Source organism: Massilia arenae (genome assembly GCF_008014745.1).
Taxonomy (GTDB): domain Bacteria; phylum Pseudomonadota; class Gammaproteobacteria; order Burkholderiales; family Burkholderiaceae_D; genus Telluria; species Telluria arenae.
In genome coordinates, this window is the sequence record NZ_VPFD01000004.1 from 305,503 (window position 1) to 317,948 (window position 12,446).

The window sequence follows — 12,446 nt, forward strand, 5'->3', positions numbered from 1 at the left end:
ACAGATGAGCTTGCACATCTTGCCACGCGGCCGCAGGAATGTCAGTCAATACATGTCATCAAGCGATCACAGTGCTGCCTTGGCGTCGGCCGCCTGGCTCGGCTTGGCGTCTTTCGCGACGGGCTTGGCCGCAGCGGCGCCCTCCTTGCCCTTGCCGTTGACCACCAGGCCGGCCTCGGACAGCTTGGCGGCCTTCTTGTCGCCCAGGCCCTTGATGCGTCCCTGCAGGTCGGCCCAGTCCTTGAATTCGCCCTTGGCGCGTTCGTCGAGGATGGCCTTGGACATGCTCGGTCCCACGCCCTTTATGCCATCGAGCGCCGCGGCGTCGGCCTTGTTGACGTCCACCTGGGCGAAGGCGAAGCCGGCCGAGGCGACCAGCGTGGCGACCGCCAGCATCAGTTTCTTGATCATTGAATGTTCTCCGTAAGTGAATACTCCCGACGGCGGGGCGCCGCCGGTGTTCACTTAGACGGATGACCCCGGCTAATGTTGGGGTCCGGGGACTGAGCGCGATCAAGCGTCAGGCGGGAAACAACTCCTCGCGCGTCACGGTCGCGGTGCCCAGCTTGCCGACCACGATGCCGCCGGCGCGGTTGGCGGTCACCAGGGCCTCGGCCAGCGGTGCGCCGGTGCCGAGCATGGTGGCGAGCGTGGCGATCACGGTGTCGCCCGCGCCCGAGACGTCGAATACCTCGCGCGCGTCGGCATGCACGTGCAGCACCTCGTCCTGCGTGAACAGGCTCATGCCTTCTTCGGAGCGGGTCAGCAGCAATGCGTCCAGGCTCAGTTCCTGGCGCAGCTTCTGCGCTTTCTCGAGCAATTGCTCTTCGGTCTTCCAGCCACCCACCACTTGCTGCAGCTCGGAGCGGTTCGGGGTCAGGATGCTCGCGCCCCGATACGGCGTGAAATCGTCGCCCTTCGGATCGACCAGCACGATCTTGCCGGCGGCGCGCGCCAGGGCAATCATCTCGGCCACATCGACCAGGGAACCCTTGTTGTAGTCGGACAGGATGATGACGTCGTAGTCCGGCAGCAGCGCCTTGAACTGGGTGAGCTTGTCGCGCAGGACATTCTCGGTCGGCGCATCCTCGAAGTCGATGCGCACCATCTGCTGCTGGCGGCCGATCACGCGCAGCTTGATGATGGTCGAGATCGCCTCGTCGCGCTTCAGGTAGCTGTGGATGCCTCCATCCTGCAGCAATTGCTCCATCTGGTCGCCCGCCTCGTCGGCGCCGGCCACGCCCAACAGGCCCGTGTGGGCGCCGAGGGCGGCGGCGTTGCGCGCCACGTTGGCGGCGCCGCCCAGGCGCTCTTCGCGCTTCTGGATGCGCACCACCGGCACCGGGGCCTCGGGAGAGATGCGCGAAACGTCGCCGAACCAGTAGCGGTCGAGCATGACGTCGCCCACCACCAGCAGGCGCACACAAGACAGTTGCGGGGCCGCCTGCTGGCGGAAATCGTCGGCCACCAGCAGGCGGCTTGGAGTCGGCTTGTTCATCGTGCTCAGTTCATCACATTCAGTTCTTCGGTGCGGCGCGGCGGATAGGAATCCCAGCGGTTGCACCCCGGGCAGTGCCAGTAGAACTGGCGCGCCTTGAAGCCGCAATGGCTGCACTGGTAGCGCGCCAGCTTCTGGGTATAGCGCTGCACCAGGTTCTTGACCATCGACAGCTCTTCCCAGATATTTGCCGGCGCATCCATCAGGCGCGCTTCCAGCAGTTTATCAAGGCCCAGCAGGGTTGGATTGCGGCGCAGCTCTTCGACCACCAGTTCCTTGGCCGCCTGCACGCCATCGAGCTCGATGACGGCCTTGAACACGACCTCGATCAGGTCGATCGACGAAGCCTCGGCCAGGTAGGACTTGAGCAGGTTGACGCCTTCCTGCGGGCGGCCCACCTTGCGGTAGCCATCCATCAGGCGCGCGGCCACCAGGGCCACGTGCGGCACGCTCTGCTGCTCGACGCGGCGCCAGGTCTTCAATGCCTCTTCGACGTCGCCCTGGGCCAGCTGCGCGTCGCCGCGCAGGATGGTGGCGCGCACGCTGTGGCGGTCGGCTTCCAGTGCCTTGTCGAGCAACTGCATGGCGTCGCTAGGCGCCGTGTGCACCAGCGCGTCCTGGGCCAGTTCGCAATAGAACTGGGCGATTTCCTTCTGGCGCGAACCGGCGCCCGAGTCCTGCAGGCCTTCGGCGGCCGCGATGGCGCGCTTCCATTCCTTTTCGCGCTGGTAGATCTCGAGCAGCGAACGGCGCGCCTTGACCGCATACGAGGTGTCGACCAGCTGGTTGAAGGTTTCCTCGGCGCGGTCCAGCAGGCCGGCCTTCAGGTAATCGATGCCGAGCTCGTACTGCGCGTGCGCCTTGTCCTCGGCCGGCAGATCGGGCCGCGCCAGCAGGTTCTGGTGCACCCGGATCGCGCGCTCGGTTTCGCCGCGGCGGCGGAACAGGTTGCCAAGGGCAAAGTGCATGTCTGCCGATTCAGGGTCGAGCTTGACGATCTCGATGAAGGAATCGATGGCTTTGTCCGGCTGGTCGTTCAGCAGGTGGTTGAGGCCCTTGAAGTAACCGCGTGGCAGGGTGCGCGATTCGGAGACCAGTTCGTTGATGTCGACCCGGGCGGCAAGCCAGCCTAGGCCAAAAAAGAATGGGATGCCAAGCAGCATCCAGAGTTCAAATTCCATGGATTCTAGTTTTCTTATTGTTCAGGGCCGCGGTGCAGGCGGCGGGGTCACGCTGTCCGGGGTCGGCGCTGCGTTGCCGGTGCCGGCGGCGCTTTGCAGGGACTGGATGGTGATCTTGTTCAGCCACTTCTCGCGGCGCTGGCGGAACACGGTCGGGGCCAGCGCCAGGATGCCGAAGGCGGCGCCGGCCACGAAGAACGCCAGCAGCATCAGCACCAGCGGGCCGCGCAATTCATATTGCAGGAAGAAATGCAGGTCGACTTCCTGGGTGTTCTTCAGGGCAAAGCCGAAGAAAAGGATGAACAGGACGATTCCGACGATGGTCGAGACAAATTTCATCAGCAGGTTCCGCTGGAGAATGGTGTGAGGGCGAAGTGTCGCATATTCGCCATGATATTTCAAAATGACACCGGGCGTGGGCCAGAAGCCAATTGGAGAGAGGCAAATAAAAAACGGCATCCTCTCGGATGCCGTTTTCTTGGGGCTGCTCGACGACTAATCGTTGATGATCGGTTGTCCGACCATCGCATCCACCCGCTCGCGCAACTGCTTGCCCGGCTTGAAGTGCGGCACCCGTTTTTCGGGCACCATCACCTTGTCGCCGGACTTCGGATTGCGTCCGATGCGCGGAGGACGGCTGTTCAGCGAGAAGCTGCCGAAACCACGGATCTCGATGCGCTGCCCGGTCGCCAGGGCGTTGGTCATCGCATCGAGGATGGTCTTGACAGCAAACTCCGCATCCTTCGCCACCAGCTGGGAATAACGCTCAGCCAGTCGGTTGATCAGCTCGGATTTGGTCATCTGCCGCTCCAGTCAGGGGTTAGCCTGATTAGTTTTTGTTGTCGAACTTGGCTTTGAGCAGTGCGCCCAGGCTGGTGGTGCCCGAAGCTGCGCTGTTGTCGTTGGCCAGTTTGCTCATTGCTTCTTGGGTGTCAACATTGTCTTTCGCCTTGATCGACAGCTGGATGCTGCGAGCCTTGCGATCGATGTTGATGACCAGGGCTTCGACGCTGTCGCCCACTTTCAGGTGGGTGCCGGCATCTTCCACGCGGTCACGTGCGATTTCCGAAGCGCGCAGGTAGCCTTCGACTTCTTCGGAGAGAGCGATCACGGCGCCTTTTGGCTCAACCGATTTCACGGTGCCGGTGACCAGGGTGCCCTTGTCGTTCAGCGAAGCGAAGTTGTTGAACGGATCGCCTTCCAGCTGCTTCACGCCCAGCGAAACACGCTCGCGCTCGACGTCGATTGCCAGAACGACTGCTTCCAGCTCGTCGCCCTTCTTGAAGCGACGCACGGCTTCTTCGCCGGCTTCGGTCCACGACAGGTCCGACAGGTGGACCAGGCCATCGATATTGCCTGGCAGGCCGATGAAGACGCCGAAGTCGGTGATCGACTTGATCGAACCCTTGACCTTGTCGCCCTTCTTGTGGGTCATGCCGAAGTCGTCCCATGGGTTCGCTTTGCATTGCTTCATGCCCAGCGAGATACGGCGACGCTCTTCGTCGATTTCCAGGACCATGACTTCCACTTCGTCGCCCAGCTGGACAACTTTGTTTGGCGCCACGTTCTTGTTGGTCCAGTCCATTTCCGACACGTGGACCAGGCCTTCGATGCCTTGTTCCACTTCGACGAACGCGCCGTAGTCGGTGAGGTTGGTGACTTTACCGAACAGGCGGGTGCCTTGTGGGTAACGACGCGACAGACCGGTCCATGGGTCATCGCCCAGTTGCTTCACGCCCAGCGAAACACGGTTCTTCTCTTGATCGTATTTCAGGACTTTAGCGGTGATCTCTTGGCCAACCGACAGGACTTCCGACGGGTGACGCACGCGACGCCATGCCAGGTCGGTGATGTGCAGCAGGCCATCGATGCCGCCCAGGTCAACGAACGCACCGTAGTCGGTGATGTTCTTGACGACGCCGGTAACCACGGTGCCTTCTTTCAGGGTTTCCATCAGCTTCTGGCGCTCTTCGCCCATCGATGCTTCGATGACGGCGCGGCGCGACAGCACGACGTTGTTACGCTTGCGGTCCAGCTTGATGACCTTGAATTCGAGGGTCTTGCCTTCGAATGGGGTGGTGTCCTTGACTGGACGGGTGTCAACCAGCGAACCCGGCAGGAAGGCGCGGATGCCGTTGGTCAGGACGGTCAGGCCGCCTTTGACTTTACCATTGACGGTACCGGTGACGATTTCGCCCGATTCCATCGCTTTTTCCAGTGCCAGCCACGAAGCCAGACGCTTGGCTTTGTCGCGCGACAGGATGGTGTCGCCGAAACCGTTTTCCAGCGACTCGATAGCCACGGAAACGAAATCGCCGATTTGAACTTCCAGTTCGCCCTGGTCGTTCTTGAATTCTTCGACCGGGATGAAGGCTTCCGATTTCAGACCTGCGTTGACGATCACGAAGTTGTGATCCAGGCGCACGACTTCAGCCGAGATGACTTCGCCCGAACGCATGTCTTGACGTTGCAGCGATTCCTCGAAGAGGGCTGCGAAGCTTTCCATACCGGTATCTTGAGTTGCAGTAGACATAAAAGTGGGATATTTCATGTTAACCAGCAGGCCGACAATATGCGGACTGAACTGGGTTAGGGTTAAAACACGCCTGCAACATAAAAGCGCGTTGCAGACACCAAAGGACGGCGGCCGTAGCCGTCGTCCCCGCGAAGGCGGGGACCCAAGTTACTCAGCGCAGCCGCCACGGCGATGACTCGAGCCAACGGCGGCGTTACGGACTTGGATTCCCGCCTGCGCGGGAATGACGTTATGACGCCAACGGCTTACGCCGAAAGCATCGAAACGCCATTCAAAGTCTTTAAAAACTCTTCTTGATTACTTTTGCCGGGCTACTTTTGCGAATACCAGGCCATGACCTGTTCCACTGCCTGATCCACGCCCATTTCGGACGTGTCCAGCAGATGCGCATCGCTTGCCGGGGCTAGAGGGGCGACCGCGCGATTGGTGTCGCGCTCGTCTCTCGCCTGCAAATCTGCCAGGAGGTCGTTCATATTAGCAGAAAACCCTTTGTCAATCAATTGCTTATACCGGCGTTGCGCACGGGCCTCAACACTTGCGGTCAAGAACACCTTCAGCTTGGCGGTGGGGAAGATCACGGTGCCCATATCGCGCCCGTCGGCCACCAGGCCCGGCGTCTGGCGAAAGCCCAGCTGCAGCCCGAACAGCGCCTGGCGCACGGTCGGCAGCGCCGCGATCTTCGACGCCATATTGCCCACCTCCTCGGCCCGGATCGCGTGCGTCACCTCTTCCTGCGCCAGGAAGATATGCTCGCCCTGGAAGCGCGCCGGCAGGTGCTCGGCCAGCTTGGCGATCGCGTGCTCGTCGCGCAGTTCGACCTCGCGCCGCAGCGCCTGCAGCGCCGTCAGGCGGTACAGCGCGCCCGAGTCGAGCAAATGAAAACTGAGGCGCTCGGCGACGCGGCTGGCGACCGTCCCCTTGCCGGATGCGGTGGGGCCGTCGATGGTGATGACTGGTACGTTCGAATTCGGCATGCGGATCCTGGCAATCGGTTAGAACAACTCGTCGCGCGCGATGCCCGCGAACGCTTCAAAATAATCGGGGAAGGTCTTGGCGACGCATTTCGGATCGTTGATGCGCATCGCGTTGCCGCGGCGCGCCTTGCCGTCCAGCGAAGCGAGCGAGAAGCACATCGCCATGCGGTGGTCGTCGTAGGTGTCGATCGTAGCCGGCTTCAGTTCTTCCGGCGGGGTGATGCGGATGTAGTCCGGCCCCTCCTCCACCTCGGCGCCAACCTTGCGCAGCTCGGTGGCCATCGCCGCCAGGCGGTCGGTTTCCTTCACGCGCCAGCTGGCGATATTGCGCAGCGTGCTCGGGCCGTCGGCGTACAGCGCCGCCACCGCGATCGTCATCGCCGCATCCGGGATGTGGTTGAAGTCGGCGTCGATGGCCTTCAACACGCCATTCGAACGCGCTTCGATCCAGTTGTCGCCGCGGGTAATGATGGCGCCCATGCGCTCCAGCGCATCGGCGAAGCGCACGTCGCCCTGGATGCTGTGTTCGCCCACACCCTCCACCCGCACCGGACCGCCGGCGATCGCACCGGCCGCCAGGAAGTAGGACGCCGACGAGGCGTCGCCCTCGACGTGGATGGTGCCGGGACTTTGGTAGCGCTGGCCCGGATGCACGGTGAACGAGGACCAGCCGTTCTGCTCGACCTCGACGCCGAAGCGGCGCATCAGGTTCAGGGTGATCTCGATATAGGGCTTCGAAATGAGTTCGCCGACGACGTCGATCGCCACCGGATGGGTCTTGGCCATCAGCGGCGCCGACATCAGGAGCGCGGTCAGGAACTGGCTCGACACATTGCCGCGCACGGCGATGCGCTGCGGATTGACGCGGCCGCGGCGGATGCGCAGCGGCGGGAAGCCCTGCTCGCCCGTGTACTCGATCTGGGCGCCGACTTCGTTCAGCGCGTCGACCAGGTCCCCAATCGGACGTTCGTGCATGCGCGAGACGCCGTGCAGTGTATAGTCGCCGCCGATCACGGCCAGCGCGGCCGTCAGCGGACGGATCGCGGTGCCGGCATTGCCCATGAACAGATCGGCCTCATGGTTCGGCAGCTCGCCGCCATTGCCGTGCACGACCACGGTGCGCTCGTCGACTTCGTCCCACTGGATGCCCAGCGAGCGCAGCGCGCCCAGCATCACCATGGTGTCGTCCGAGGCCAGCAGGTCATGGATCGTGGTCGTGCCCTCGGACAGCGCCGCCAGCAGCAGCGTGCGGTTCGAGATGGACTTGGAACCCGGCAGCCGCACCGTGCCATGCGCATGCAGCACGGGCTCGAGGTCGATATGCTGCGGGTAGTGTTTTTGCTGCGTCATGTGTTTTCCTGATTGGGCGAACGCCGTTCGGGCGAGCCGGCCTCGATGGCTTCTTGCCATTCGCGGCGGGCGCGCTGGGCGGTCGCGTAGATTCCTTGCAAACCGACGCCGTCTGCGGCCGCAAGCATGGCCCGCATCGACGTCAATTGTGCCAGATATGCATCCAGCTCGGTAAGCAGTGCGGCGCGGTTGGCCAGGCTGATGTCGCGCCACATCTCGGGCGACGAACCGGCGATGCGCGTGAAGTCGCGGAAGCCGCTGGCGGCGTACTGGAACAGCATGTCGGCATGCGGTTTGGCGGCGATGTCGTCCACCAGCGCATAGGCCAGCAGGTGCGGCAAATGGCTGACGGCGGCGAATACGCGGTCGTGGTCGGCCGGGCTGAGCGTGTGGATCACGGCGCCGCAGGCGCGCCAGGCGCCGGCGACTTTCTCGACGTCGTGCGCCGCATTCTCGGGCAGCGGCGTCAGCACGCACTTCTTGCCATGGTACAGGCCGGCCAGTGCGGCGTCGGGACCGTTCGATTCGCTGCCCGCGATCGGATGGCCCGGCACGAACTGGTGCACGCGGTCGCCCAGCACCGCACGGGCGGCCGCGACCACGTCGCACTTGGTGCTGCCGGCGTCGGTCACGACCGTCTGCGGCTCGAGGTGCGGCAGCAGCGCTGACAGGATGGCCCCGGTCTGGGCCACCGGGGCGGCCAGCAGCACGAGATCCGCGCCGCGCAGCGCGTCGGCATAATCCTCGGTGATGCGGTCGACGATGCCCAGTTCCAGCGCACGCGCCAGTGCTTCCGGATGGCGGCCGATGCCGACCACCTCGCCCACCTGGCCGGCGTTCTTGAGCGCCAGCGCGAACGAGCCGCCGATCAGGCCGACGCCAACGATAACGACTTTACCGAGCATTCAGCTGAGGGATTTCTTGAGGGCTGCGATGAAGGCTGCATTCTCTTCGGGCAGGCCGATCGAGATGCGCAGCCACTGCGGCAGGCCATAGGCGCCGACCGGACGCACGATCACGCCCTGCTTCAGGAGCGCCGTGTTCACGCGGGCGCCGGCCTGATCGTCATCGCCCACCTTCACCAGCACGAAGTTGCCGAACGACGGCACGTACTGGAGTTTGAGCTCTTCGAAGGCAGCGATCATCTGCTTGTAGCCTTCGGCGTTGTTTTTTGCACCCTTTTCCAGGAAAGGCTTGTCGTTCAGCGCGGCGATCGCGGCGGCCTGCGCCAGCGAGTTGACGTTGAACGGCTGGCGGATGCGGTTCATCAGGTCCGTCACTTCCGGTTGCGCGATGGCGAAGCCCACGCGCAGGCCGGCCAGGCCGTAGGCCTTGGAGAAGGTGCGCGAGACGATCAGGTTCGGGTATTTGCGCACCCAGGCGCTCGACTCGAACTGGTGTTCCGGCGCCAGGTATTCGTTATAGGCTTCGTCGAGCACCACGACCACATTGGCCGGGACTTTTTGCAGGAAGGCTTCGACCTGTGCGGCCGGGATGAAGGTGCCGGTCGGGTTGTTCGGATTGGCGACATAGACCAGGCGCGTGTCCGCATCGATGGCGGCGGCCATCGCATCCAGGTCGTGGCCATAGTCCACGCTCGGGACCACGATGGCGCGTCCGCCCACGCCCTGCGTGGCCAGCGCGTACACCGCGAACGAATACTGCGAATAGACCACCGCCTCACCCTTCTGCACGAAGGCGTGGGCGGCGATCTCCAGGATGTCGTTGCTGCCGTTGCCCAGGGTGATCCACTCGAGCGGCACGTCGTAGCGCTGCGACAGCGCGGTCTTGAGTTCGAAGCCGTTGGCGTCCGGGTAGCGGCCGAGATCGGCGGCGGCTTCGAGCATCGCGGCGCGGCTCGATTCCGGCAGGCCGAACGGGTTCTCGTTGGAGGCCAGCTTGACGATGGTCGCTTCGTCGAGGCCGAACTCGCGGGCGACTTCGGCGATGGGTTTGCCGGCCTGGTAAGGGGCGATGGCGCGGACGTATTCTGGACCGAATTTCGACATGGTGTCTCTCTCTATCTTTAATTAAAGGCTTTGCGGGTAGGACCCGAGCACCTTGAAGAAGGCGGCGTTGTCCTTGAGTTCCGCGAGCGCGCGCGCGACCGCGGCGTCATGCACATGGCCCTCGATATCGACGTAGAAGTAGTACTCCCAGGTGCCGATGCGCGCCGGGCGCGATTCGAAGCGGGTCATCGACACGCCATGCTTTTCGAGCGGCGCCAGCAGGTTGTAGACGGCGCCGGCCTTGTTCGGCACGGCCAGCACGATGCCGGTGCGGTCCTTGCCCGACGGGCCGGTCTGCAGCTGGCCGATCACCACGAAGCGGGTGCGGTTGTGCGGGTCGTCCTGGATGTGGGCTTGCACCACGCCCAGCTGGTACTGCTCGCCCGCCATCTCGCTGGCGATCGCGGCGACCGTCGGATCCTGGCTTGCCAGCACCGCCGCCTCGGCATTCGAGGCCACTGCGCGGCGCTCGACGTCAGGGTGGTGCAGGTTGAGCCAGACCTGGCACTGGGCCAGCGCCTGCGAATGCGCGCAGACGACTTTGACGCCGTCCATCGAACCGGTCTTGGTCATCAGGCTATGGTGCACGGCGATCGATACCTCGCCGCTGATGATGGTGGTGGTGGCCAGCAGCAGGTCGAGCGAGCGGTTGATCGCGCCTTCCGACGAGTTCTCGACCGGGACCACGCCGAAATCGGCGGTGCCGGCCTCGGTGGCGCGGAACACCTCGTCGATCGACACGCAAGGCAGCGTGTGAATGGCCGTGCCGAACTGCTGGAACACGGCCTGCTCGCTGAAGGTGCCGCTCGGCCCGAGGTAGGCGACCGTCACGCGCTTCTCGAGCGCGCGGCAGGACGACATGATCTCGCGGAAGATCGTTTGCACGTCCTTGTCCTTGAGCGGACCGGGATTGCGGTCGGCGACGCCGCGCAGCACTTGCGCTTCGCGCTCGGGACGGAATACGGGGGCGTTGGTTTCGGCCTTGACGTGGCCGACCTCTTGCGCGACCTTGCCGCGCTCGCTCAACAGCGAGAGGATTTGCGCGTCGATCGCATCGATGCGTTCGCGCAGGGGTTTGAGTTTGTCTGTCATCGTTATGCTGTGTGGTCGATTGGTTCGCCTGACCGCTGCTGCACGCCTGAAAGCCCCGGCATGCCGGGGCGGGTCTCAACGACCGGCGAACTCGTTCAAATAATCGACGAGGGCCTGTACGCCCTCGATCGGCATCGCGTTGTAGATCGATGCCCGCATGCCGCCGACGGACTTGTGGCCCTTCAGTTGCAGCAGACCGCGCGCTTGTGCGCCGGTCAGGAATAACTGGTTCAGCGATTCGTCGCGCAGGTAGAACGGCACATTCATGCGCGAACGGAATTCGGGCGCCACGCGGTTGACGTAGAAATCGTCGCGGTCGAACGCCTCGTACAGCAGACGCGCCTTCTCGATATTACGTTGCTCCATGGCGGCCACGCCGCCATTCGCCTTGAGCCAGGCGAACACCAGCCCGGCGATATAGATCGAGTAGGTCGGCGGCGTGTTGTACAGCGAGTCGTGCTCGGCGCAGGTCTTCCAGTTGAAGGCCGACGGGCACTGCGGCGACGCGTAGTCGAGCAGGTCTTCGCGCACGATCACCAGGGTCAGGCCGGCCGGGCCGATATTCTTCTGGGCGCCGGCGAAGATCACGCCATATTTCGAGATATCGATCTTGCGCGACAGGATGTGCGAGGACATGTCGGCCACGATCGGCACGTCGGAATTGATCTCTGGCGCGTCGGGGTATTCGACGCCGTCGATGGTCTCGTTGGTGCAGATGTGCAGATAGGCCGCGTCCTGCGACAGTTTCCAGGACTCGCGCGCCGGCACGCGGGCGAACCCTTCGGCCTCGCTCGATGCGGCGACGTTGACGCGCGCATAGCGCGCCGCTTCCTTGATCGACTTGCCCGACCATGAACCGGTGTGGACGAAGTCGACCACCGGATCGTTGCGGCGGCCGGCCAGGTTGAGGGGAACGATGGCGTTTTGCCCAAGCCCTCCGCCCTGCTGGAACAGGATTTTATAGTTGGCCGGCACGTCCAGCAGCTCGCGCAGGTCGTCGAGCGCCTGGCGGTGGATGCTGCTGAACTCTGGACCGCGATGGCTCATCTCCATCACCGACATGCCGCTGCCATGCCAGTCGAGCATCTCGCTCGCTGCCTGCAGCAGCACTTCTTTCGGAAGGACGGCGGGGCCGGCCGAGAAATTGAAGACGTGGGTCATGCGGTCCTTTCCAAGATGTTATTTAGCCTGGGCGTTCTGCATCACTTCCAGCATCAGGCCGTTCAGGCGTGGCGCGACGATCTTCTGGCCGACCGCCATGCTTTCGGCGGCCAGGCGCGGCGACAGGGCCAGCATCTTCTGGCCCAGCGGGGTGCGGTAGAAAGCGCTCAGCTGTTTCAGTTCAGCCACCGAATAGTTGCGGGCGTACAGCGGGCCGATCTCGGCCATCATCTCGTCGATCAGCGCCGGATCGCGGAACATGCGGTTGACCGCTTCGGCGGCGCCCGGCAAGACCTGTTCGATCTTCTCCAGCGCGGCCTTCTTCTTCTCGTCGCTGGCGGTCGGATCGGCATTGATCACCGCCGTGACCTGGGCGCGCATCATCTGCGGCAGCGCCTTTTCCATCTCGTTGAACGAGGCGGTCATCATCTTGCGCACGTCCATCGCGTCCATCAATTCCTTGACGGCGGCGCGTTCCTGCTCGCTCCCCTGGGTGCTCGGGGCGGCAGTTTGCGCCAGGGCGAACGCAGGGGCGCCGGCGAAAACGGCGGCACAGGTCACGGCGAGGAGGATTTTTTTCATTGGTTTTCCAAGCGGGCGCAGACGCCCATCGAATTGAACGAAGGGTGCAAGCGCACGATCGAC

The 12,446-nt window shown here is 63.6% G+C and carries 13 protein-coding genes; all 13 read right to left on the reverse strand.

All coding sequences use genetic code 11. The features are described from left to right. Positions 1-66 precede the first annotated feature (66 nt). Complete coding sequence (locus FVD38_RS05510; protein WP_147933888.1) at positions 67-411, reverse strand: ComEA family DNA-binding protein; 345 nt, start codon at positions 409-411, stop codon at positions 67-69. Positions 412-520: 109 nt separating this feature from the next. Further along, on the reverse strand, positions 521-1,498 hold the full coding sequence (gene rfaE1 / locus FVD38_RS05515) for a D-glycero-beta-D-manno-heptose-7-phosphate kinase (protein ID WP_147933889.1): 978 nt from the start codon (positions 1,496-1,498) through the stop codon (positions 521-523). Positions 1,499-1,503: 5 nt separating this feature from the next. Continuing rightward, positions 1,504-2,679: a lipopolysaccharide assembly protein LapB gene (gene lapB / locus FVD38_RS05520; protein WP_147933890.1), complete on the reverse strand. Its 1,176-nt coding sequence runs from the start codon at positions 2,677-2,679 to the stop codon at positions 1,504-1,506. A gap of 21 nt (positions 2,680-2,700) precedes the next feature. Further along, positions 2,701-3,018: a LapA family protein gene (locus tag FVD38_RS05525; RefSeq protein WP_071359980.1), complete on the reverse strand. Its 318-nt coding sequence runs from the start codon at positions 3,016-3,018 to the stop codon at positions 2,701-2,703. Positions 3,019-3,174: 156 nt separating this feature from the next. Next, positions 3,175-3,480 carry an integration host factor subunit beta gene (locus FVD38_RS05530; protein ID WP_005668997.1) on the reverse strand — a complete coding sequence of 102 codons (306 nt, stop codon included), beginning with the start codon at positions 3,478-3,480 and terminating at the stop codon, positions 3,175-3,177. A gap of 28 nt (positions 3,481-3,508) precedes the next feature. Beyond that, a complete protein-coding gene (rpsA, locus tag FVD38_RS05535; protein WP_147933891.1) occupies positions 3,509-5,212 on the reverse strand; it encodes a 30S ribosomal protein S1 in 1,704 nt (567 codons plus the stop codon). A 314-nt stretch (positions 5,213-5,526) separates the two neighbouring features. After that, complete coding sequence (gene cmk, locus FVD38_RS05540) at positions 5,527-6,189, reverse strand: (d)CMP kinase (RefSeq protein WP_147933892.1); 663 nt, start codon at positions 6,187-6,189, stop codon at positions 5,527-5,529. A gap of 18 nt (positions 6,190-6,207) precedes the next feature. Continuing rightward, a complete protein-coding gene (aroA, locus tag FVD38_RS05545; protein WP_147933893.1) occupies positions 6,208-7,539 on the reverse strand; it encodes a 3-phosphoshikimate 1-carboxyvinyltransferase in 1,332 nt (443 codons plus the stop codon). Beyond that, on the reverse strand, positions 7,536-8,444 hold the full coding sequence (locus FVD38_RS05550) for a prephenate dehydrogenase (protein ID WP_147933894.1): 909 nt from the start codon (positions 8,442-8,444) through the stop codon (positions 7,536-7,538). Before FVD38_RS05550 ends, aroA begins: the two co-directional genes overlap by 4 nt. After that, positions 8,445-9,548 carry a histidinol-phosphate transaminase gene (gene hisC / locus FVD38_RS05555; protein ID WP_147933895.1) on the reverse strand — a complete coding sequence of 368 codons (1,104 nt, stop codon included), beginning with the start codon at positions 9,546-9,548 and terminating at the stop codon, positions 8,445-8,447. A gap of 21 nt (positions 9,549-9,569) precedes the next feature. After that, the gene (pheA, locus tag FVD38_RS05560; RefSeq protein WP_147933896.1) at positions 9,570-10,640 is read right to left on the reverse strand and encodes a prephenate dehydratase; all 1,071 of its coding nucleotides are present in this window, start codon (positions 10,638-10,640) and stop codon (positions 9,570-9,572) included. A 75-nt stretch (positions 10,641-10,715) separates the two neighbouring features. Next, complete coding sequence (gene serC, locus FVD38_RS05565) at positions 10,716-11,801, reverse strand: 3-phosphoserine/phosphohydroxythreonine transaminase (RefSeq protein WP_147933897.1); 1,086 nt, start codon at positions 11,799-11,801, stop codon at positions 10,716-10,718. An 18-nt stretch (positions 11,802-11,819) separates the two neighbouring features. Continuing rightward, a complete protein-coding gene (locus FVD38_RS05570) occupies positions 11,820-12,383 on the reverse strand; it encodes a DUF2059 domain-containing protein (protein ID WP_147933898.1) in 564 nt (187 codons plus the stop codon). Positions 12,384-12,446 lie beyond the last annotated feature (63 nt).

Excerpts from the sequence above, each read along its gene's own strand:
- FVD38_RS05550 (WP_147933894.1), bottom strand. The coding sequence starts at position 8,444 with ATGCTCGGTAAAGTCGTTATCGTTGGCGTCGGCCTGATCGGCGGCTCG.
- serC (WP_147933897.1), bottom strand. The coding sequence starts at position 11,801 with ATGACCCACGTCTTCAATTTCTCGGCCGGCCCCGCCGTCCTTCCGAAA.
- aroA (WP_147933893.1), bottom strand. The coding sequence starts at position 7,539 with ATGACGCAGCAAAAACACTACCCGCAGCATATCGACCTCGAGCCCGTG.
- rpsA (WP_147933891.1), bottom strand. The coding sequence starts at position 5,212 with ATGTCTACTGCAACTCAAGATACCGGTATGGAAAGCTTCGCAGCCCTC.
- cmk (WP_147933892.1), bottom strand. The coding sequence starts at position 6,189 with ATGCCGAATTCGAACGTACCAGTCATCACCATCGACGGCCCCACCGCA.
- lapB (WP_147933890.1), bottom strand. The coding sequence starts at position 2,679 with ATGGAATTTGAACTCTGGATGCTGCTTGGCATCCCATTCTTTTTTGGC.
- FVD38_RS05525 (WP_071359980.1), bottom strand. The coding sequence starts at position 3,018 with ATGAAATTTGTCTCGACCATCGTCGGAATCGTCCTGTTCATCCTTTTC.
- FVD38_RS05510 (WP_147933888.1), bottom strand. The coding sequence starts at position 411 with ATGATCAAGAAACTGATGCTGGCGGTCGCCACGCTGGTCGCCTCGGCC.
- FVD38_RS05570 (WP_147933898.1), bottom strand. The coding sequence starts at position 12,383 with ATGAAAAAAATCCTCCTCGCCGTGACCTGTGCCGCCGTTTTCGCCGGC.
- FVD38_RS05530 (WP_005668997.1), bottom strand. The coding sequence starts at position 3,480 with ATGACCAAATCCGAGCTGATCAACCGACTGGCTGAGCGTTATTCCCAG.
- hisC (WP_147933895.1), bottom strand. The coding sequence starts at position 9,548 with ATGTCGAAATTCGGTCCAGAATACGTCCGCGCCATCGCCCCTTACCAG.
- pheA (WP_147933896.1), bottom strand. The coding sequence starts at position 10,640 with ATGACAGACAAACTCAAACCCCTGCGCGAACGCATCGATGCGATCGAC.
- rfaE1 (WP_147933889.1), bottom strand. The coding sequence starts at position 1,498 with ATGAACAAGCCGACTCCAAGCCGCCTGCTGGTGGCCGACGATTTCCGC.